Origin of the sequence: Flavobacterium okayamense, assembly GCF_019702945.1 — a bacterium.
Lineage (GTDB): Bacteria > Bacteroidota > Bacteroidia > Flavobacteriales > Flavobacteriaceae > Flavobacterium > Flavobacterium okayamense.
Genome location: NZ_AP024749.1, coordinates 194,148 through 215,672, shown reverse-complemented (window position 1 = coordinate 215,672; position 21,525 = coordinate 194,148). Strand labels below are relative to the sequence as shown.

The 21,525-nt window shown below is 29.5% G+C and carries 17 protein-coding genes; 12 read left to right on the top strand and 5 right to left on the bottom strand.

Annotated features, from left to right (window positions below; all coding sequences use genetic code 11):
- Window position 1: 1 nt before the first annotated feature.
- The 4 genes from KK2020170_RS01090 to KK2020170_RS01075 are packed head-to-tail and all read left to right on the top strand — an operon-like array spanning window position 2 to window position 4,458.
- On the top strand, window positions 2-1,357 hold the full coding sequence (locus tag KK2020170_RS01090) for an MBL fold metallo-hydrolase (RefSeq protein ID WP_221258974.1): 1,356 nt from the start codon (window positions 2-4) through the stop codon (window positions 1,355-1,357).
- A 49-nt stretch (window positions 1,358-1,406) separates the two neighbouring features.
- Entirely contained in the window at window positions 1,407-1,802 is a 396-nt protein-coding gene (locus tag KK2020170_RS01085; protein ID WP_221258973.1) for an HYC_CC_PP family protein, read from the top strand.
- Between the two features lie 53 nt (window positions 1,803-1,855).
- Complete coding sequence (locus tag KK2020170_RS01080) at window positions 1,856-4,096, top strand: TonB-dependent receptor (RefSeq protein ID WP_221258972.1); 2,241 nt, start codon at window positions 1,856-1,858, stop codon at window positions 4,094-4,096.
- 20 nt (window positions 4,097-4,116) lie between these two features.
- Window positions 4,117-4,458: a heavy-metal-associated domain-containing protein gene (locus tag KK2020170_RS01075; protein WP_221258971.1), complete on the top strand. Its 342-nt coding sequence runs from the start codon at window positions 4,117-4,119 to the stop codon at window positions 4,456-4,458.
- A 33-nt stretch (window positions 4,459-4,491) separates the two neighbouring features.
- Here KK2020170_RS01075 and KK2020170_RS01070 read toward each other — a convergent pair whose 3' ends face one another.
- Window positions 4,492-10,980, bottom strand: coding sequence for an alpha-2-macroglobulin family protein (locus KK2020170_RS01070; protein WP_221258970.1), 6,489 nt, complete (start codon window positions 10,978-10,980; stop codon window positions 4,492-4,494).
- A gap of 62 nt (window positions 10,981-11,042) precedes the next feature.
- The gene (locus KK2020170_RS01065; RefSeq protein WP_221258969.1) at window positions 11,043-12,185 is read right to left on the bottom strand and encodes a carboxypeptidase-like regulatory domain-containing protein; all 1,143 of its coding nucleotides are present in this window, start codon (window positions 12,183-12,185) and stop codon (window positions 11,043-11,045) included.
- Window positions 12,186-12,258: 73 nt separating this feature from the next.
- Here KK2020170_RS01065 and KK2020170_RS01060 point away from each other — a divergent pair, with 73 nt between their 5' ends.
- Together KK2020170_RS01060 and KK2020170_RS01055 are read left to right on the top strand one after the other, a co-directional pair.
- Window positions 12,259-12,942 carry a tetratricopeptide repeat protein gene (locus KK2020170_RS01060; protein ID WP_221258968.1) on the top strand — a complete coding sequence of 228 codons (684 nt, stop codon included), beginning with the start codon at window positions 12,259-12,261 and terminating at the stop codon, window positions 12,940-12,942.
- Window positions 12,943-13,002: 60 nt separating this feature from the next.
- Window positions 13,003-14,358, top strand: coding sequence for a UDP-N-acetylmuramate--L-alanine ligase (locus KK2020170_RS01055; protein ID WP_221258967.1), 1,356 nt, complete (start codon window positions 13,003-13,005; stop codon window positions 14,356-14,358).
- Between the two features lie 2 nt (window positions 14,359-14,360).
- Here the strand turns inward: KK2020170_RS01055 and KK2020170_RS01050 are convergent, their stop codons facing one another.
- Window positions 14,361-15,023 (bottom strand): DUF1287 domain-containing protein, encoded by a 663-nt coding sequence (locus KK2020170_RS01050; RefSeq protein ID WP_221258966.1) that lies wholly within the window; start codon window positions 15,021-15,023, stop codon window positions 14,361-14,363.
- An 89-nt stretch (window positions 15,024-15,112) separates the two neighbouring features.
- On the opposite strand from KK2020170_RS01050, the gene radC reads away from it, so the two are divergent.
- The 6 genes from radC (at window position 15,113) to KK2020170_RS01020 (ending at window position 19,640) form a co-directional block, all read left to right on the top strand.
- The gene (radC, locus tag KK2020170_RS01045; RefSeq protein ID WP_221258965.1) at window positions 15,113-15,796 is read left to right on the top strand and encodes a RadC family protein; all 684 of its coding nucleotides are present in this window, start codon (window positions 15,113-15,115) and stop codon (window positions 15,794-15,796) included.
- 69 nt (window positions 15,797-15,865) lie between these two features.
- On the top strand, window positions 15,866-16,495 hold the full coding sequence (locus KK2020170_RS01040) for an ABC transporter ATP-binding protein (RefSeq protein ID WP_221258964.1): 630 nt from the start codon (window positions 15,866-15,868) through the stop codon (window positions 16,493-16,495).
- The gene (locus KK2020170_RS01035) at window positions 16,495-17,760 is read left to right on the top strand and encodes an ABC transporter permease (RefSeq protein WP_221258963.1); all 1,266 of its coding nucleotides are present in this window, start codon (window positions 16,495-16,497) and stop codon (window positions 17,758-17,760) included. Before KK2020170_RS01040 ends, KK2020170_RS01035 begins: the two co-directional genes overlap by 1 nt.
- Window positions 17,753-18,238, top strand: a complete 486-nt coding sequence (locus KK2020170_RS01030) for a hypothetical protein (RefSeq protein WP_221258962.1) — start codon at window positions 17,753-17,755, stop codon at window positions 18,236-18,238. The genes KK2020170_RS01035 and KK2020170_RS01030 overlap by 8 nt, the downstream gene beginning before the upstream one ends.
- Complete coding sequence (locus KK2020170_RS01025; protein WP_221258961.1) at window positions 18,238-18,924, top strand: YjjG family noncanonical pyrimidine nucleotidase; 687 nt, start codon at window positions 18,238-18,240, stop codon at window positions 18,922-18,924. The genes KK2020170_RS01030 and KK2020170_RS01025 overlap by 1 nt, the downstream gene beginning before the upstream one ends.
- Window positions 18,924-19,640, top strand: coding sequence for a hypothetical protein (locus tag KK2020170_RS01020; RefSeq protein ID WP_221258960.1), 717 nt, complete (start codon window positions 18,924-18,926; stop codon window positions 19,638-19,640). The genes KK2020170_RS01025 and KK2020170_RS01020 overlap by 1 nt, the downstream gene beginning before the upstream one ends.
- Here the strand turns inward: KK2020170_RS01020 and KK2020170_RS01015 are convergent.
- Both KK2020170_RS01015 and yiaA read right to left on the bottom strand, forming a co-directional pair.
- A complete protein-coding gene (locus KK2020170_RS01015) occupies window positions 19,637-20,914 on the bottom strand; it encodes a replication-associated recombination protein A (protein WP_221259967.1) in 1,278 nt (425 codons plus the stop codon). The genes KK2020170_RS01020 and KK2020170_RS01015 overlap by 4 nt on opposite strands.
- An 89-nt stretch (window positions 20,915-21,003) precedes the next feature.
- A complete protein-coding gene (yiaA, locus tag KK2020170_RS01010) occupies window positions 21,004-21,471 on the bottom strand; it encodes an inner membrane protein YiaA (RefSeq protein ID WP_221258959.1) in 468 nt (155 codons plus the stop codon).
- Window positions 21,472-21,525 lie beyond the last annotated feature (54 nt).

Genomic DNA, 21,525 nt, shown 5'->3' with positions numbered 1-21,525 from the left:
TATGAAAATTCACTTTTTTGGAGGGACAGAAACCGTTACAGGTTCTAAAACATTAATAGAATCCGATGAAATTAATGTAATGATAGATTGTGGTTTGTTCCAAGGTTTAAAAGAATTGAGATTACTGAATCGAGAACCATTACCATTTGATGTAAGTATAATAGATTTTGTAATTCTTACACACGGACATTTAGATCATTGCGGTTGGTTACCATTATTAGTAAAATATGGATTTGAAGGGAAAATATTTTGTACAGCTCCAACTAAAGAAATTACTAAGTTAATTCTATTAGATAGCGCTAAAATTCAGGAAGAAGAAGCCGAAAAAGCAAACAAAGAGCATTATTCAAAACACGATCCCGCTGAACCTTTATATACAATTGCCGATGCAGAGAAAGTATTTCCGTTATTAAAATCGGTAAATCCTAATGAAGAAATAAAGTTGTCTGATTCTGTTTCTTTTAACTTTTTTTATGCATCACATATTTTAGGAGCTTGTTCCATTTCGTTAAGTATTGAAGGTAAGAAGCTTGTTTTTTCTGGAGATGTTGGCCAAGATGATGATGTATTATTATTTCCTCCAATAAAACCAAAACAAGCCGATTATGTTTTCTTAGAAAGTACTTACGGAAATAGAGTTCATCCTGAAAATACATCGCTGCAAGATTTAGAATTATTCATTAATAATACTTTTCAACGAGGTGGAAATGTTATTATTCCGAGTTTTGCTGTAGAACGAGTACAAACCATGATGTATCTGATTTGGCAACTTAAAAAAGAAGACAAAATTCCAAATATTCCTTATATAATAGATACACCAATGGGAATTGATGTTTTACATCTATTTCTAGAGAATACAAAATGGCATAAATTAACACCACATGAATGTGAAGAAATGTGTAGAATGTTTACGTTAATTTCTGATTATAAAGATACCATTGAAGCGATTTATGACAAACGACCAAAAGTTGTAATTGCTGCAAGCGGAATGATAACTGGCGGAAGAGTACTTTCATATTTAGAACGTTATATCGATAAACCTGAAAATACAGTTTTATTAGTAGGTTATCAAGCTGAAGGAACTCGAGGAAGAAGATTGCTAGAAGGTGAGCCAGAAATTAAAATGTATGGAAAATATTATCAAGTTAAAGCTTCCGTTTTTTTAATTGAAGGATTGTCGGCACATGGCGATCAAAAAGATTTGATTAATTGGTTATCCGATTTAGATTCAAAACCTCAAAAAATATTTTTAGTTCATGGCGAAAAAGAAGCGTCAAAAGGTTTAAAACAAACAATTGAAGAAGTCTGTGATTATGAATGTTTAATTCCAGCATTAAACCAAGTATTTGAAATTTAGGTAAATTTAACGCTTTATTATTTTCAGTTTATTAACTTTGCATTTCATAATGAACAAGATAACAGGTTTCATATTATCCTTTTTTATATTGATTTCCAATTTAGGATTGGCTGTCAATATTCATTATTGTCATGATAAAGTTGCTTCTGTCTCATTAGACTATTCAACTCCAAGTGGTGATGATTCTAATTGTTGTTGCATAAAAAAGGATGTGAAAAAGAAATGTTGTTCTGAAACTTCCATAAAGGCTGAAAAAAAATCGGATAATTTTGTTGTAAAATCATTAAGTTTAGACTTAGGGCAATTTGTTCCGACTCAACAATTCGATTTTAATTTTCAAAATCAAATAATTTCAATTAATAATAAAAAGTTAATTGAAAATTATAGCGAATCTAATTCGCCACCACTTTACAAATTATATTGCCAACTCGTTTTTTACGCATAAATTTTTAATGTCTTTAGAGTAAAATCTTTCAAACATTAAAAATTTATAAACACATGAAATATACACTAAGTATATTACTTTTCATATTTGGTTTTTTTGGAAATGCACAAGAAACTATAAAAGGAAAAGTAGTAGACACCAATAATCAACCTTTATTAGGCGCCAATGTTTTTTGGCAAAATGCATCCATAGGAGCATCAACTGATGTAGATGGACAATTTAGTATTATTAAAACTGAAGAAACTAATAGTTTATTAGTGAGCTATATAGGGTTTAAAACTCAAAAAGTAGAAATTTTAAATTCTGATTTTATTACTATTGTTTTAGAAGAAGTTACGAATTTGAATGAAGTTACGGTAACTAAAACTCAAAAAAGTACAGAACATTCTTTAATTCAAGCAACCAATGTTCAAAAAATGGGAAGCAAAGAGTTGTTAAAAGCTGCTTGCTGTAATCTTTCGGAAAGCTTTAGTACAAATCCTTCCATCGATGTTAATTTCTCTGATGCTGTAACAGGTAATCGTCAAATTAAAATGTTAGGTTTAACGAGTCCATACATTTTAATTGCAGAAGAAAATATTCCATCTGTTCGTGGTGCTTCACAAGCTTACGGGTTATCATATATTCCGGGAACTTGGGTAGAAAGTATTCAAATTACAAAAGGAGCAGGAAGTGTAATTAATGGTTACGAAAGTATTTCGGGACAAATCAATTACGAATTATTAAAACCAGCTAACGATATTCCGTTCTTTTTAAATGCTTATGGTTCTCAAGATGGACGTTTTGAATTGAATACTCATTTCAATCAAAAGTATTCCGATAAGTTGAGCTCTTCATTATTTGTGCATGGAAATACACGCCAATTTAAGAATGATATGAACGATGATGGATTTTTAGATAATCCAGTTGGGAAACAAATTAATATTTTAAATCGTTGGCAATATACCGATGCAGAAAGAGGTTGGGTAAGCTTTTTAAACGTTCGATATATGCGTGACGAAAAACAAGCAGGACAAGTAGATTTTGATCCCGAAAAAGATAAATTTACTATAAATGCATGGGGAAGTGAAGTAAATACTGAAAAAATAGAAATTTCTAATAAAACAGGATATGTTTTTCCAGATGAACCTTACAAAAGTTTTGGACTTCAAAACTCATTTCAATCGCACAAACAAGATTCGTATTTTGGTTTAAACCAATATAATATTCATCAAAAAAGTTGGTATTCCAATTTAATTTATAATTCTATTATTAATAATACCAAGAATAAATTTGCAACTGGTTTAAACGTTTCTTACGACGATTATAATGAATTTATTGCCGTAAACTTTGCGGAAGATTTTTCTAGAATTGATAACTCTGTAGGTGCATTTTTTGAATATACTTATGATAACTTAGATAATTTAAGTGTTGTAGCTGGAGTTCGTGTAGATAATCATAATCGATTAGGAACATTTGTTACACCTCGTTTGCATATTCGTTACAATCCATGGAAAGAAGCTGTTTTAAGACTTTCAGCTGGAAGAGGTAAACGTGCAGCTAATATTTTTGCTGAAAACCAACAACTTTTTGCATCAAATCGTCAGTTTTCAATTCTTAATAATGACGGAAAGTTATATGGTTTAAATCCAGAAATTGCTTGGAATTATGGTTTAAATTTTATTCAAAAATTCAAAATATTTGGAGCAGAATCTGAAATTGTTTTGGATTATTATAGAACCGATTTTCAAAATCAGGCTGTTGTTGATTTAGATGTAAGTCCGCAACAAGTAGTTTTTCATAACTTAGATGGGAAAAGTTATGCGAATAGTTTTCAAGCAGAATTTAGTGTAACACCTATTATGCACTTTACCTTGCGTTCGGCCTATAAATATTATGATGTGCAAAGTGATTATTTAGTGGGTAAATTAGAAAGACCTTTGCAAGCGAAACATCGATTCTTTGCAAATGCAGCTTTCGAAACACATATTAAAGAAAAAGGCCAACAATGGAAGTTTGATGCTACATATAATTGGTTAGGAAAGCAACGTTTGCCAGATACATCAACAAATTTACCACAATACCAATTAGATGATTATTCGTCATCGTTTGGAACATTAAATGCTCAAATAACAAGAACATTTTCGAGTACCTTTGAAGTATATGTTGGTGGAGAAAATATTACAAATTACAAACAAAGTAATGCTATAATTGGAGCAGATAACCCATTTGGAACATATTTTGATAGTAGTTTAGTATACGGACCATTATTTGGTCAAATGTATTATGCTGGTTTACGATTTAAAATTAAATAACAATATAAAATAATTAAAAAATGAAAAAAATAGTAGTAATTCTATTAATGCTGATTTCTTTTGTAACAGTAGCACAAGAGAAAAAAAGTAAAAACAAAAAAGCAGAATTTAATGTAAATGGAAATTGCGAGATGTGCGAAAAGCGCATTGAAAAAGCTGCTTTTTCTGTAAAAGGCGTAAAAAGTGCTGATTGGCATGTTGATCATCATGATATTCATGTAATTTATGATGAAAATAAATGCTCATTAGCCGATATTAAAAAGGCAATTGCAAAAGTTGGTCACGATACAGAAGACTTTAAAGCAACTGAGGAAGATTATAACAATCTACATGGTTGTTGTAAGTATGAAAGACTTAAATAAAAAAAAACTCCAACAAACGTTGGAGTTTTTTTTTTATTCGATAGTAATCTTAGAAGCAGAAGAGTGGCTGTTAAATTCAGGAGCATACATACTTTGTATTGTTGCTATGCCATCTGTAAAACTACCTAAGTTAGTTATTCTTACATCATATTCTAAAATATAAGTTCCTTTACTTAAATCATCGAAGAAAAAGTGAGTTGCAGTATCTCTAGTACTTTTATAGAAATATGCTCCATCTTCATATTGATATTCTGAAATAACATCAATAGGTTCAAAACAAGAAGCTCGAGAATCTTTTAAATGAACAAATTCAAGATTTTCTTTTACCCTTACGGTTAATTTTATTGTAATTAAATCTCCAGTTTTAATATTGTTATTTGTTATTTCAACTAAGTTATTTCCTTCAGGTGTTTTTATTTTTTTGAAAAGCTTCTTATTAATATTAATAACTAAAGTACTGTCAGCTTTAACATTTTCTAAATTTTCAAAATATTGCCAATAAATACCACCAAAAACAGGAACTTCACCTTTATTGTTTATTGAAACTTTACCCATGTCGTTACTAATGTCCTCTTTATTCCAATTGATTTTAGTGTAACCAGTTTCATTTTGTTTTTCGCTTTCAGTAATTTTTTTTGATGAAATTTTTGAATTGCCAATTACAAATTTCACATTTTCTTTTTCAGATAACCAATCTTCACCTTGCAATAATAATGCGTAAATCGCTTCTGATGTTGATTTAGTAGTTGGCCAATGATTTGCTTGTTTTTTAAATAACAGCCAAGTTTTTAATTCTTCTATGTATTTTTTATCTTTTTCAATTTCATCAAAAGCTTCAATTAAAATTGCTTGTGTTTCAATTGGTGATTGATACCAATAGTAACCATGATCATTTTCAAGCCAATACATGCCTTTTTCTTCATTAACAGAAGCAGTTTCTTTAAGGTGTGTAATTATTTTTTTAGCCCATTCTTTTTCGCCTATTCTTTGCAAACATATAGCGGCTAAACCTTTTTGATATAAAGAGTAAGTTAGCCACTCTTTTTTAAAGCTTTCAAATTGTTTATTAAAAATTATTTTTAAATTTTCATTTATAGGAAAATCTTCTAAATAAAAACTTCTGGCGTACCAAAAATGTAAATTCAAATAATTATTTGAATATTTTTTATTTATAGAATTATCAGAAATGAATTTATTATCTAAGTATACTACTGTTTTATAAGTTATTTTTTTAAACTCTTGTTTTTTATGTGGGAACATTTGTGATAAGTGTCCAAACCCAGCTAAAATATGTTGAGTAATAAAAATATTTTCATTTCCTCCTTTAAACCATGAAAAAGAACCATTTATATTTTGTTTTTCTAATAATTTGTTTAAAGTGTTTTCTTGGTTTTTTTCAAGATTATTTAAATCCAGTAAAAGAGCTAATTTCATATTTTTTTCTTCATCACTTTCTACATCAAAAAGCCATGGAGTTTCATTTAACGCTATAGACTTTAAGTCTTCATTGAAATTAAATTTAGAGCTTACATCATTATTTTTCCACGATTCTAATACGGAGTTTATTTTCTCATTATCTTCAATAATTTCTCCAGCAATTAAATTAGCATAATATCTAGCAAAAGTTTGTTCAGCACATTCGTGTTCAAATTCCATTAAATAGGGTAGTGATTGTAAAACAATCCAAAGAGGATTTGAAGAATATTCAAGTGTGTATTTTTGATTCTCTAAACTTGTAGATGAGTTATTTAAAAGTTTTTCAAAAACAATTTCTTTTTTAGCATTTCCTTTTAGCCAAATAGGTCTACTTTCTGTAACAAGAATCTTATTGCTTAAAACCGGAATAATATTCTCTTCACCATCTGAGAAATTGCTAGATTTTGCTACTATTTTATATTGTAAACCACTTATGTTTTTAGGGATTGAAATTGTCCAATTTACAGGAACACTTTCTTTTGGTTTGCAGCTAAAATTTTTAAGATTATCATTGTTTAATGCAATTGAATCTATTGTTTCATTATTTTCTGCATTAAATAGCATTAGCATCGCAACCCCCGATTTAGTTTCATCAGTCATGTTTACTATTTTTGCCGATATTTTTATATTGTCATTTTCTCTAAAAAATCTTGGCATATTGGTTTGAACCATTACTTCTTTTTGTGAAATGATTGATGATTCTAAAAAACCTGTTTCGTAATTTTTATTATGAGCAAATAATCGTAATTTCCATTTGGTTAATGATTCAGGAGTTGTAAAATTAAAAGAAATTTTTCCTTCTTTATCTGTTTTTAGGGTTGGATAAAAGAATGCAGTTTCATTAAAATTTGTTCTTGTCTTTAAATTGGATAATTCTTTTAAGGCTTTTTTTGTAGTAACAATAATAACTCCGTTAACTCCTTGTTCTCCATATAAGGCGGCTCCTTGTGCACCTTTTAAAACTTGAACTTCATCAATACTATCTGCGCTTAGTTTTTGAAGTTCATCTGCAGATGAAATTTCACCATCAATCACAACCAATGCGTCATTATTTCCTGATATAGACCTATTTCCTCTCAAAACAATTCTTGTTGAAGAGTTGATACTGTTAGAACTTGTTGTAATTGTCAAGCCAGAAACTTTTCCTTTTAATGCTTGTACTATATTTTGATTTCCAAATTGATTTATTTCGTTTGATTTAATAACTGTGTATGAAGATGTTGATTCATCTACATATCGTTTTATGCCAAGAGCACTCACAACAACCTCTTCTAATTGTGTTGAAGTTAAAGTAACATTATAAATATCATTTTTTCCAATTTTAACTTCTTGTGTATTTCCTACATAAGAAACTTCTAGTGTTTCATTTGGTTTTGCGGCTATTACAAAGTTACCATCAAAATCTGTAGTTACTCCTCTACTTGTTCCCTTTACAATTACACTAGCACCAGCAACAGGACCTAAATCATCAGAAACAACTCCAGTTATTTTTCTATATCCTTTAGGGACGTAGAAGTCATAAGCTTTCTTATATTGATTATAATTTAAGTGATTGAAGTTAAAACCAAACCATTTAATATCTATAGGGTCAATGTCTTGATATTTAAAAATTAGGCTGTAATTTTTAAAACTATTTAATAATAAGTGTTTTAATTCTTTTTTATAATCATAAAAACGAGGAAAATTTGGATATTGATTGTTTTCTAAATATATTTTTTCCCAATTTGAATTTTTAAATTGATCAATTGAAGTGTCATACATTGATGCTAATACTTCTGCTTCTAATTTGGTGTTATTTATTTTAAAAGACCAATTTTCATTACTACCAGGTTCAATTTTGTTCTTTAAACTTTCTATATTTATTAGTAAATCTTTTTCTGTTTCTTTTGTTTTTAAACTAAATTGTTCATCATGTGTCTGATTCTCCCAAACAGAAGAAAATTGAAATTTAAAATCTAAATCATAGATTACTTTTGTTGGTTTTTTTATTTGAATTATCTTTTTTCCATTTATTAGTTGATCAATTCTAGTATTGAAGGTGTTAGATTGACCATCAAAAAAACGGGTTGTAATCCATAAGTCTTTAATGGCAGAAGTGAATTCAATTTCTATGATGTCGCTGTTTTCTTTTGGGATGTATTTAAAACTAAAAAGTTTAGTTTCTAAATTTGGATTGATTTTAGAATCTAGATTAAAGATTTTTTCTACTTTAAATTCATTTTCTTTAATGTCTTTAGCTTTGGCTATTATTTTATAATTACCATTTTTGAGTTCTTTTAAAAATGATAAATCTAAATTTGAGTTAATTGCAGTATTTAGGGAAGTAGATTTAACCAAAATTAGATTTTCTTTATAATCATTCTCATCATAAGGCTCATAAGGAAATAATTGACTGAATTGTTCTTTACTAATAGTTTGAATTTCTGGAATTTGGCAAACTCGTTCTTTTTTGAAATTTTTTCTATCATCATGATAGATTTCTATTTCAACTTTAGTAGGTATTGGATAATTGTTTTTTGTTGTAGTATTAATATTTGCAGTTAATACATCTTCTTTATAAAGTTTATTTTTAATATCTAAATTTAAATCAAGCATATGTTTGTTTACATGAACATATTGTTTAGCGCTCTTTGTTTCACCATTGGTATCAGTGATTTCTAAATCAATAATATAATCTTGAGCGATAATACTATCGATTGATATATTATTTTGAATTGCAGGGAAACTTATTTTAAAATTGCCTTTTTCATCAGTGTTTGTTTCTTCAACTATATAATTAGGTTCATATGGAACATAACCATTTGTTAATAAAGTGTTTTTTGAAATATTATATTTTACTATTGCATTTGTAAGATTATTTCCTGCAAGTGCTTTTGCGTTACCTGTAATTTTTAAAGTATCACCTATTGCATAATTTTCTTTAATTTTATCGAAACTAACTTCAAAAGTTGGTCTCTTATAGTCTTCAACTTGAAAATAAATTTTACTTTGCCATTCATCAAACTCTACATTGTCCCAAAATGAATGCTCATCTTCTTTTAAATCATAATAATCTTTATCATTTTCATAATTATCCGGCTCTGCAATGTAAATTCTGAATTGACCAGTTAAGATGTTTTTGGGGATTTGAAATTCTGAATTAAAGGAACCAAGTTCATTTGTTTGAATTTCAAATTCTTTTAATTCTTCTCCTTGAGCATCTTCTATTATAACTTTAACAGTAACAAAAGGGACAACACTTTTTTTGTAATTTTTATTTTGTACAACAATTCCTTTGAAAAATATTTTTTGACCAGGTCTGTAAATTCCTCTATCAGTAAAAAGTTGTACTTTAGATTCGAAAATTATATCATCTTCATCTTCAAAATTGTAATAAAAACCTCGATTATATTCATAATATATAGAGTCGTTATCTTTATAAATTAATATTTCATTTTTATATTTTTTATCTTTTTCATAATTAAGTTTTTTCAAACTAGCCTTTCCATTACTGTCAGTTCTAACTGTTTGTTGTTCACTTATAATTTTAGTGTTTTCAATGGGTTGACCAGTTTTTCTATTTAAAATATAAAGATTGTTGTTGTAATTATCTTCATCTTCAACAACAAAAAAATCGGTTACATTTATTGTGTCATATGTATATGCATTTTCATTAGGAATACTATTGTTAGTTTCCAAAAAGATTAAATAATTTCCAGTTTCAAGGTTGTCTAAAATTATTTCAGTAGTATGTTCAAAATAATCAAACTGATTTGGTAATTTTATAATTGAAGAGTTTATAGGTTTATGCTTTTTAATATAATCAAGAACTAAAGAATCTTTTTTTTTGGAATAATTGTAAAAATAATTATTGAGTTCTAAATCATTTTTTTCAGGAAGTCTATAATAATTAATTTTAACAGTATCAATATTTTTGAACCTAACAAAAGCTCTATGGTTTTGATTAGAATATATCTGGTCATTATAATCAAGTGATAGCGATTTATTTGTTAAAAGAAGTTTTTTTCTTTCTGCATCAGCTAAAATATTTGGATGCACTCTCGATTTTAGTATAGTATCAAGAATTTTAATAGCCTCTTTTTGATAATTAGCTTCTTTTTTTTGAGTTCCAATTTGAATTAAATTTTCAGCTTTGTATAGTCTTACAAGTTGCTTTAATGTTTCGTTTTTTGTATTTTTTTCAAGTTCAATTAATTCTTTTGGAAGCTGATTTGATTCGGTAATTGATAATATATATTCTATTCTTTTAAAATATGAAAATTCTAATTTTTGAATATCCTTTGTAAGATAAAATTTTTCATAATCTCGAATATTTTGAATTACTTTTTTTAAATCTTGATCTAATATAAAATCAAGATTTGTGTTAATGAAGTTTTCAGATTTTTGTATAGATAATTGTTCTAAATTTGTTAGATAATTCGCTGAATTTAAATTCCATAACTTAACATTAGATTTTAAATTTTCGAGATTTTTTTCATAGAAAAAATCATATAAGCTATATTCTTTTCCATCAATGTAAGAGGGTATATCAAATATAGATTTCCAATCAGCAATTGATACTTTTGAAAGTTCAATTTTGTACTTAAAAATTTCCTCATAGTTTATCTGGATTTCATTTTCAAAATCTGATAAACTCCAAGTAGTAAAATCTAAATCATTTTTTTGAATGTTTTTAGAACGTTGAGAGATTTTATTTTGGTTTGTTCTTTTGTAATCTTTTAAAATGGTAGCTAAAATATAATGAAGTACAGATTTAGGAACTGGTGATTGTTTTCCGATTTCGGTTTTTAAGTTTTTAATTATTATTTGTTTAGCGTTTTCATTGTTAAACATTTGAATTTTGGATTCATAAAGAAAACACTTTATTAATTCTTTATCGTATTTTTTCCTATTTGCTTTTTTTTTAATTTTAATCAATTCTTTTTGTGCTGAAGAAAATTTTCCATCATTTTCAAATTGATAAACTTTTTGCCACTCTTTTTCAACTTTTTGTGAGAAAACAAATGTGCTTAGGAAGATGAATAAAAGTGTAATTATTTTTTTCATGATTAGCTGTTTTATATATAGAGTGAATTTTTTTAAAAAAGGTTGGGAAGAGAAAATGTTTTTTATGGCTCATAATCATATGGAAGGGCATCTCCCATTTTCTTCCATGACATATAATCGTAAATAATCATATGTAAAGGATTGTAAAAATTACCATTTTCAAAAATCTCTACTTTTTCAGTTAATGATATATAAGACAACTGAAAATCAAATTTAGTTTTGTAATTTTTATCGCATTCTTCATTGTATTTAATCTGTATTGAATTTTTAAAACTCAAATACTGCTTTTCATCGAGGCCAATTACAAAATTTTGTTTTGAATATTCACGTCCAATTATTTTTTGAAATTTATTAGGTAAATTTCTTAGACTATCATAATTACCCGTTTTTTTTGCTTCATTTTTAAGATAGGTAAGCCTTTCTTTAGAAGGATATTCTGGGTTTTCTTTTAATATAAATTCATTTACAACAAAACCATTTTCAATAATTTTATTTTGATAAACAGATTTTATAAAATGGTTTAAAGAGCCATTATAAGCTTTTTGTCTGTTAATAATTGTTTTTTTATAATTTAACTTCTCCTTTTCAATAATGTCTTCAAAAAATGAGTAGCCATAGTAAACAGATTTTTGAGGATTGTCATTTGATCTAAAAACACTAAACTCTATTAAATCATAAGTCAGTTTATATCCAAGTTTTTTATTAATAATAATTAAGGGTTTGTTTGACTGGGCTTGTAATGAATAACTTGTGGAATCTTTTACTTCTGTAAAAAAAATGTCTTCTTTATTCAAAATCTCAACTTTTTCTGCAACAGTACTGTTCCCAATAAAATGATATTTGAATAACTTAAATTGTCTTCTCCATTCTTCATCTATTTTTTGTTTAGTAACAATTACTTCATCGAGTTGATTGCTTTTTTCTCTCATCATAATTGTTTTGCTAAACTCGTTAATTTCTGTTAAGTCAAGTTTAACATTAATTGTATTGTAGCCTACATAACTTACTACAATTTCAATATTTCTTGTGGGTACCACTAAAACAAATTTTCCGTCAATATCAGTTGAGGTACCAATACTTGTATTTGGTATGTAAATTGATGCACCTAGTAAGGGTTGTTTACTTTTGATGTCAATTATTTTACCAGTAAATTGTGTCTGAGAAAATACAGATATTGAAATAAGGAAAATTAGTATTCTTAACATAATGGAATTAATATTAAGTAAAAATATTAAAATTATTAAAGCATTATTTTTTGTTTTTATAAATTTGACAACTATGCGAAAAATAATTTTCTTTTTTTTAGTTACGTTTCAACTATTTTCCCAATCAAACTTCGAATTAGGGAAACAATATTTTGCAGAAAAAAAATGGGAATTAGCGCAAAATAATTTTGAAAAAGCTATAGTTCAAAATCCAAATAATTATCAAGCGATTGAATATTTAGGAGATATTTTTGGACACTTGAAGAATTGGGATTCTGCCATTGCAAAATATAAAAGCCTTCGCGAAAAGTTCCCACAAAATGCGAATTATTGGTATAAATATGGTGGCGCTTTAGGGATGAAAGCCAAAGAAAGTTCTAAATGGAAAGCTTTAGGTCTTATAGGTGATGTTGAAGATGCATTTTTAAAAGCGGCAGAACTCGACAAAAAACATATCGATACGCGTTGGGCACTGGTTATGTTGTATATAGAACTTCCGGGAATTATTGGTGGAAGCGAAAAGAAAGCACAAAAATATGCATCAGAATTGTTGAATCTCTCCAAAGTAGATGGCTATTTAGCAAAAGGTTACATCGATGTCTATTTTAAACGTTATCAAAGTGCGGAAAAGAATTACAGTTTAGCACATAAAATTGGCAATTCAAAAACTACGTTTGAAAAATTATATGACTTATATTTGAACAAGCTTAAGTATACAGACAAAGCCAAACAATTAAAAAAAGAATTTAATTTGTGAGAATTATAAGAGAAGGTTTTAAAACTTTTTACTTTTTACTTTTCACTTTCGACTTATAATATGAGAGTACACTTCATAGCCATTGGCGGAGCAGCCATGCACAACTTAGCCTTAGCCTTACACGAAAAAGGATATCAAGTAACTGGAAGCGACGATGCAATTTTTGAACCGTCAAAATCGCGTTTAGAGAAAAAAGGTTTGTTGCCCATTGAATTAGGTTGGTTTCCCGAAAGAATCACCTCCGATTTAGATGCGGTAATTTTAGGAATGCATGCCAAAAAAGACAATGCCGAATTGCTACGTGCTCAAGAATTAGGCGTAAAAATCTATTCGTATCCTGAATTTTTATACGAACAATCGAAAGATAAAACGCGTGTTGTAATTGGCGGTTCTCACGGAAAAACAACCATTACTTCTATGATTTTGCACGTGATGAATTATCATGATGTTAAGGTTGATTATATGGTGGGTGCGCAATTAGAAGGTTTTGATACCATGGTGCATTTAACTGAAGAAAATGAATTTATTGTTTTAGAAGGCGATGAGTATTTAACATCTCCTATCGATTTGCGTCCTAAGTTTCATTTGTACCAACCCAATATTGCTCTAATTTCAGGAATTGCTTGGGATCATATTAATGTGTTTCCAACATTCGATAATTATGTAGACCAATTTAGAATTTTTACCAATTTAATTACTAAAGGTGGAATTTTGGTATATAATGAAGAAGATCCAATAGTAAAGCAAGTGGCGGAAGAATGTGAAAACCAAATTCGTAAAATTGCTTACCAAACACCGGAATATTCAGTTGAAAATGGAACTACATTGTTAGAAACGCCGGATGGTGCGATGCCAATTGAGGTTTTTGGAGCACACAATTTAAACAACTTAGCTGGAGCGAAATGGATTTGCCAATGTATGGGTGTCGATGAAGCCGAATTCTACGAAGCAATTGCTACTTTTAAAGGAGCAAGCAAACGTTTAGAGAAAATTGCAGAAAGTTCAAATAAGGTTGCGTATAAAGATTTTGCGCATTCGCCAAGTAAGGTTTCAGCAACTACAAAAGCAGTAAAAAATCAATATCCCGATAGAAAATTAGTTGCGTGTTTAGAATTGCATACCTATAGTAGTTTAAATGCCGAGTTTTTAAAAGAATACCAAGGCGCTTTAGATGCTGCAGATGTTGCGGTGGTTTTCTATTCGCCAGATGCTGTTAAAATTAAACAATTAGAAGAAGTAACCTACGACCAAATTGCCAATTCATTTGAACGTAACGATTTGATAATTTATACAAACCCAACCGAATTCAAAGACTTTCTTTTCAACCAAAATTTAGATAATTCAGCCTTATTACTAATGAGTTCTGGTAACTACGGCGGATTGAATTTTGATGAGGTAAAAGAGTTAATTAGTTAATATCACTTCCCAAAACGATAATGCCCAACAATTTTCCAATTGAAAAGGCAATCTTCTAAAACTTGTCCACTTCCTATGTTGTGGACAATTTTATTTCGTTTTCCTCCTGAAGCGTCGGGATTTGATTTTAAATGCGTTACAATTCCAATATGTGGAATGCCATCACCTGAAAGTCGCCAAGTAACAATATCGCCAACTTTGTAATCGTTAGCGTTTTGAGTAATGGGTAAACTTTTACCTTTTCGTTCAAAAAACGTTTCTAAATTTGGAACTCTTCGATGGTCAATATTTTTATCGGTAGATTTCAATCCCCAAGTTTTTGGATACAATGAAAAGTTAGCTTTCATGTCTTCATGAACTTCTTTTTGTAAATCAATACCTAATTTTCGATACGCTCTAATGACCACATCACTACAAACTCCAGTTTTTGCAGGAACATCTCCATTTGGATATTTTATCCCAACGTAAGTTGGTGTATAAACAACTTCAGGATCAATTATAGAAACGGCAGCATTCGATAGTTTTTGATAAAAATCCGTTGGATTTTCTAACAAATAAACTTCTTTCGGTTTTTCTATTTCAATTTTTTGAGTAAAAACTGGTTTACTTTCCTTTTTACAGTTTAAAAGAAATATTGATAGGAGTATAATGCTAAATAATCTCATTGTGTCTTTTTAATTAAAAACGATTGTCTAATCTTTTTAGTATCAAATCTTTTTATACATTTGTTTCTTTAAACGCCAAATAAAATTTTATGTACACGCCAATCAATCAGTGGGCCGAGGACGATCGCCCACGTGAAAAATTTCTATTGAAAGGAAAATCTTCCTTATCAGATTCTGAACTTTTAGCTATTCTTATTGGTTCGGGTTCTCGTAACGAGAGTGCCGTTCAATTGTGCCAACGCATTTTAGCCAGTTCGCAAAATAATCTAAATCTTCTCGGAAAATTATCCATTCAACAATTGATGAATTTCAAAGGAATTGGAGAAGCTAAAGCGATTTCCATTGCCGCCGCTTTAGAATTAGGAAGAAGAAGACGAGAAGAAGAAGTCATCGAACTCAAGAAAATAACTTCGAGTAAAGCGGTTTTCGATATTATGCAACCGTTAATTGGTGAATTGCCACACGAAGAATTTTGGGTATTGTTTCTCAATAATTCAAATAAAGTCATTTACAAAACACAAATTAGCAAAGGCGGAATTACAGGAACAGTTGTAGATATCCGAATTGTGTTTAAACTTGCTTTGGAACACAATGCCACTTCCATTATTTTGTCGCACAATCATCCTTCAGGGAAGTTACAAGCCAGCGAAGCCGATATTCAAATTACCAAGAAAATGAAAGAAGCTGGAAAGAATTTAGATATTCAAGTTTTAGATCATGTAATTATTACTGAAAAGAGTTATTATAGTTTTGTAGATGAAGGAATTTTTTAGATTTTCTTAAGGATTATTTTCTATTGAATTGATTATCTTGCAGGCACTTTAAAATTTCATAACTAGAGAATGATAAGCACTAAAGGAATTACATTTTCCTATTCAAAAGACCAACTGTTTCACATGCCCGATTTGTATTGTGAGGCAGGTAGCACCATTATAATAACAGGTGATTCAGGAAAAGGGAAAACGACCTATTTACATATTTTAGCTGGTTTATTAAAACCAAAAACGGGCGAAATTTTAATTGATAAAGTTAATATGGTTTCTTTATCAGAATCAAAAGGGGATAAATTTCGTGGAAAAAATATTGGTTTAGTATTGCAAAAATCACATTTTGTGGCTTCGCTTACGGTTCTAGAAAATTTAGAAATGGCGAGTTGGTTAGCAACAGGAAAGAAAAATGCAACAAGAGCAAAAGAATTGCTAGCAAAATTAGATATTGCAAATCAAGCCAATAAATTGCCAAGTCAGCTAAGTATTGGCCAGCAGCAACGCGTTTCAATAGCTCGTGCTTTAATGAATGATCCAAAAGTGCTTTTAGCCGATGAACCTACATCTAGTTTAGACGATAAAAATGCAGAAAAAGTAATTCAGTTATTGACAGATTTATCTAAAGAATACAAAGCAGCATTGGTAATTGTTACGCACGATGCTAGAATTAAAGAGAAGTTTATTAACAAAATAACAATGGTATAATGATTACAAAATTAGCTTGGCGAAATATTTGGTTCAAACCGTTGAATACTATTTTGAGTATTATTTTGTTAACCTCAAGTGTTGCCATTATTACGGTTTTAATTTTATTAGAAAAACAGTTCGAAGAGAAATTTACCAATAATTTAGACGGAATAGATTTAGTGATGGGCGCGCAAGGAAGTCCGTTACAATTAATTTTATCGTCTATTTATCAAGTCGATGCTCCAACAGGGAATATTAGTTTAGATTCGGCAAAAGTATGGATGCAAAACCCAATGGTTGAAAAAGCCATTCCATTAGCATTTGGAGATAATTATAAAGGTTTCAAAATTTTAGGAACAAATCAGGATTATCTTAATCATTTTAAAGTAGAATTTTCTGAAGGTAAAACTTTCGATAATAACTTTGAAGTAGTTATTGGAAGTGAAATTGCTCAAAAACTAACTTTGAATGTTGGAGATGAATTTTTTGGTTCACACGGCGATAGCGAAGAAGGTGAAGTTCATGATCATTATGCTTATAAAGTAGTAGGAATTGCAAAACAGACTGGCAAAGTAGTAGATAATTTAATTTTGTGTACTATTCCAAGTGTATGGCAAATGCACCATCAAGGACACGAAAATCCTGCACATGGAGAAGAAGGTCATGTTCATGAAGAAGGCGACGAACATGAACACGAGCATCACGAAGCTGCTGATTTAACTATGGATGAGCCAGGAATGGAGATTACTTCAGTTTTATTGCAAATGCGTAATCCAATGGCAAAATTGACTTGGCAACGTATTATTCCTCAAAATACCAAAATGCAAGCGGCTTCACCTGCAATTGAAATTAATAGATTATTTACATTATTTGGTGTTGGGATTGATGCACTTCGTTATTTAGCCTACGGAATAATGCTGATTTCAGGAATTTCGATATTTATTGCGTTGTTTAATACCTTAAAAGAACGTAAAAGTGAATTTGCCTTATTACGAGTGAATGGAGCAGGAAGATTGCAATTATTAAAACTTGTTTTAATAGAAAGTTTGCTTTTGTGTATTGTTGGTTTTATTTTTGGTACGATTTTGGGAAGAATAGCATTAGTTCTCATTTCAAAATCATCGGAAGCCGACTTTAAATTGAGTTTTAATCCGTACGAATTTATTTGGAACAAAGAAGGTTGGTTGTTAGCACTCACATTGCTTGTAGGAATAGTTGCTGCATTAATTCCGGCCGTAAAAGCATATACATTAAATATTTCAAAAACATTAGCAAATGCGTAAAATATATACATTAACAGTAGTAACGATTCTTTCAATAGTAACATTTAGTTTTACAGAAAATAATACAAGTAAAGTAGAAAAATCAACTGAAAAAGTTGTTTTTGCCGACACTTTAACTTGGAAATTATTAGGACAGATTGATTATCAGAAAAAACCAGATAAGAAATATGGTGAGGTGATGTTTCCTGTAATCAATCCGAAATTAAAAGCGTTACAAGGTAAGCCTGTTATAATTACAGGTTTCATAATTCCTATCGATAATAAGAATTATGCAATCAGTAAAAACGTTTTTGCGTCATGTTTTTTCTGTGGAAAATCGGGGCCAGAAACCATTATGGGAATTAAATTCAAAGGTGATTTACCAAAATTAAAAACCGATCAATATGTTACGTTAAAAGGGACGTTTCGTTATAATGACAACGACGTAGAAGATTGGATTTATCATGTTGAAAATGCTGTAATTACTGCAGGAAAATAATGTTTCGAAACAAAAAACACCTTTTTTTCGATTTAGATCATACTCTTTGGGATTTCGATAGAAATTCTGCTGTTGCTTTTGATGTAATTTTTAAACAGCACGGATTTGATTTTTCGACCGATGAATTCTTAAAGCATTATATTCCAAGAAATCAATATTATTGGAAATTATATCAAGTCAATCAAATTTCACATGAAGATTTACGTTATTATCGTTTAAAAGACGTTTTTGATATTCTAAACGTAGAAGTTTCAAGAACATTAGTAAACCAACTTTCTGAAGATTATATTACACATTTACCTAATAGTAATCATTTATTTGATGGAGCTATTGAATTGTTAGAATATTTGCAACCCAAATATGAATTGCACATTATTACAAATGGTTTTCATTTTGTTCAAGATAAGAAATTGAAGAATTCAAATATTGAACATTATTTTAAATCGGTTACCAATTCTGAAATGGCAGGTGTAAAAAAACCACATCCAAACATATTCGATTTTGCCTTATCTTTGGCAAAAGCAACAAAAAGGGAAAGTTTAATGATAGGCGATAGCTTAGAAGCGGATGTTGAGGGTGCCTTAGATTTTGGTATGGATGCTATCTTTTTTAATGCTGAAAATATACAAGTCAATAAAGATTTGATTCAAGTGAATCATTTGTTAGAACTTAAAAAAATTTTATAATGAAAAAAATTAGTTTAATAATAGTTTTATTAGTTTCTTTTTTTTCTTTTTCACAAGAGAAATATGAATATGTTATAGTACCTAGTAAATTTGATTTCTTAAAAGAAGCTGATCAATATAATTTGAATTCATTAATGAAATCTTTTTTTGAAACAGAAGGTTTTACTGTTTATTATGATACAGATGAATTGCCAGAATACTTAGCAAATAATCGTTGTAAAGCTTTTTTTGTAGATGCAATTGAAAGTAATAAACTTTTTACAACAAATGTTGTTGTTCAAATCAAGGATTGTCAAAATAAAGTTCTGTTGGAGAGTTTTAAAGGTAGTAGTCGTGAGAAGTCTTTAAAAGTAGCTTATAATGAAGTCTTTCGATTTGCACTTACATCATTAAAAGGACAATTGAATTTTAAAAATAAAGCTGAAAGTAAACCAACACAAATTGAAGATGTTATAGCTGTTGAGGTTATTCCGGCAACACCACAAAAAACAACTAACCCGAATCAATTATTTGCGATACCAATCGAAAACGGTTATAAATTAGTAGATGAAGAGCCTAAAGTTATTTATTTAATACAAAGCACTTCAATGAATGATGTTTTTATTGGTAAAAAAGGTGAAATTCAAGGAACATTTTTAAAGAAAATTAACGGTTGGTATTTTGAATATTACCAAGATGGAAAATTAATTTCTGAGAAAGTTAGCGTGAAGTTTTAGTAGTTGTATTTATCCTTCCATCGATTTTTTAAAAACTGACGCAATTCCCGTTCGCGTGCGTTTTCACCAGGTTCAAAAAATGTAGTTTCAGAAATTTCAGTTGGCAAAAACTCTTGTTCGGCAAAGTTGTTAGGAAAATCATGTGAATATTTATATTCATCACCATAACCTAAATCCTTCATGAGTTTCGTTGGTGCATTTCGCAAATGCATAGGAACGGGTAAATCTCCTGTTTGTTTGACTAATTGTAGCGCTTTTCCAATAGCCATATAACTCGCATTACTTTTTGCAGAAGTGGCTAAATAAATAGCACATTGACTCAAAATTATTCTACTTTCGGGATAACCAATAGTGGTTACTGCTTGAAACGTATTATTCGCCATAATTAAGGCAGTCGGATTTGCATTTCCAATATCTTCACTTGCTAAAATTAGCATTCTTCTAGCTATGAATTTAACATCTTCACCACCTTCAATCATCCTTGCTAACCAATACACGGCACCATTTGGATCACTTCCACGAATCGATTTTATAAACGCTGAAACTATATCGTAATGTTGTTCGCCTGTCTTGTCATATAAAACCGTATTCTTTTGAACCAATTGCATCACTTTATCGTTAGTAATCTCAATTTCATCACCATCAGTTGCATTGATGACTAATTCAAATACATTTAATAGTTTTCTACCATCGCCACCAGAAAGTCTCAGTAAAGCTTCGGTTTCTTTTAATTGAATGTTTTTAGTTTTCAAAAATTCATCTACTGCAATTGCTCGATGTAATAATGCTTCTAAATCTTCTTTCGTAAACGGATTTAAAACATAAACCTGACATCTTGACAATAAAGCGGGAATAACTTCAAAACTTGGATTTTCAGTTGTAGCACCAATTAACGTAACCCAACCTTTTTCAACGGCTGCTAGTAATGAATCTTGTTGCGATTTACTAAAACGATGAATCTCATCAATAAATAAAATAGGATTTTTAGAAGTGAAAAGTCCGCCGCTTTGTTTGGCTTTTTCAATTACTTCACGCACTTCTTTAACACCAGAATGGATAGCACTCAATTGATAAAAAGGACGTTTACTTTCTTCAGCCATAATTTGAGCTAAAGTAGTTTTTCCCGTTCCTGGAGGTCCCCATAAAATTAAGCTTGGAATGATACCTTTCGCTATCTGATGCGTTAACGAACCTTGTTCGCCAACCAAATGTAATTGGCTAATATATTCGGATAAATTTTGTGGTCGTATGCGTTCTGCTAAAGGTGCTTCCATAGTGTAAAAGTAAACTTTTTTCAATTTTATATAAAAGAAAAAGGTTTGAAATTTAATTTCAAACCTTATGTTATTATTTATTACTTGGTTTATTCGTGAATAACCGAATTTTTAGCAAGTAATACATCTCTTGTGTTTTTTTGTACAGAAATTGCCGAGAATAAACTTAACAAGAAAGACATGCCATAAAATCCTTTTTCGCTTAATTCTAAATCGGCATTCCAAAGTCCAATTACTAATAATGTAATTGATGCGATAGTTGTGAACCAACTTATTCCATAATACATATCGGTTACGGGAATTCCTTCCGCTCTATCTCGAACTGATTTTTGAACAGAAATTACAGAGAATAACCCAAACAATAAAATAGTAAAATAGTAGCCTTTTTCATTTAACTCCATTTGCGCATTCCAAAGTCCGATACAATAAGAAACCATTCCGGTTAGTAAAGAAACCCATGCAGCGCCAATGAATGCATCTGTTGGTTTTTGAACAATAATAATTTCTTTCGTTTTTGTATTCGATTGTTCTAAATTGTTTACTTGATTTGTTTCCATGTTTTTAGTTTTAAATTTCTAAAGCAAAGAAAGGAACAAGAAGAAGGTCAAACA

Excerpts from the sequence above, each read along its gene's own strand:
- KK2020170_RS01085 (WP_221258973.1), top strand. The coding sequence starts at position 1,407 with ATGAACAAGATAACAGGTTTCATATTATCCTTTTTTATATTGATTTCC.
- KK2020170_RS01075 (WP_221258971.1), top strand. The coding sequence starts at position 4,117 with ATGAAAAAAATAGTAGTAATTCTATTAATGCTGATTTCTTTTGTAACA.
- KK2020170_RS01055 (WP_221258967.1), top strand. The coding sequence starts at position 13,003 with ATGAGAGTACACTTCATAGCCATTGGCGGAGCAGCCATGCACAACTTA.
- KK2020170_RS01065 (WP_221258969.1), bottom strand. The coding sequence starts at position 12,185 with ATGTTAAGAATACTAATTTTCCTTATTTCAATATCTGTATTTTCTCAG.
- KK2020170_RS01025 (WP_221258961.1), top strand. The coding sequence starts at position 18,238 with ATGTTTCGAAACAAAAAACACCTTTTTTTCGATTTAGATCATACTCTT.
- KK2020170_RS01015 (WP_221259967.1), bottom strand. The coding sequence starts at position 20,914 with ATGGAAGCACCTTTAGCAGAACGCATACGACCACAAAATTTATCCGAA.
- KK2020170_RS01090 (WP_221258974.1), top strand. The coding sequence starts at position 2 with ATGAAAATTCACTTTTTTGGAGGGACAGAAACCGTTACAGGTTCTAAA.
- KK2020170_RS01070 (WP_221258970.1), bottom strand. The coding sequence starts at position 10,980 with ATGAAAAAAATAATTACACTTTTATTCATCTTCCTAAGCACATTTGTT.
- yiaA (WP_221258959.1), bottom strand. The coding sequence starts at position 21,471 with ATGGAAACAAATCAAGTAAACAATTTAGAACAATCGAATACAAAAACG.
- radC (WP_221258965.1), top strand. The coding sequence starts at position 15,113 with ATGTACACGCCAATCAATCAGTGGGCCGAGGACGATCGCCCACGTGAA.
- KK2020170_RS01035 (WP_221258963.1), top strand. The coding sequence starts at position 16,495 with ATGATTACAAAATTAGCTTGGCGAAATATTTGGTTCAAACCGTTGAAT.
- KK2020170_RS01020 (WP_221258960.1), top strand. The coding sequence starts at position 18,924 with ATGAAAAAAATTAGTTTAATAATAGTTTTATTAGTTTCTTTTTTTTCT.
- KK2020170_RS01050 (WP_221258966.1), bottom strand. The coding sequence starts at position 15,023 with ATGAGATTATTTAGCATTATACTCCTATCAATATTTCTTTTAAACTGT.
- KK2020170_RS01040 (WP_221258964.1), top strand. The coding sequence starts at position 15,866 with ATGATAAGCACTAAAGGAATTACATTTTCCTATTCAAAAGACCAACTG.
- KK2020170_RS01030 (WP_221258962.1), top strand. The coding sequence starts at position 17,753 with ATGCGTAAAATATATACATTAACAGTAGTAACGATTCTTTCAATAGTA.
- KK2020170_RS01080 (WP_221258972.1), top strand. The coding sequence starts at position 1,856 with ATGAAATATACACTAAGTATATTACTTTTCATATTTGGTTTTTTTGGA.
- KK2020170_RS01060 (WP_221258968.1), top strand. The coding sequence starts at position 12,259 with ATGCGAAAAATAATTTTCTTTTTTTTAGTTACGTTTCAACTATTTTCC.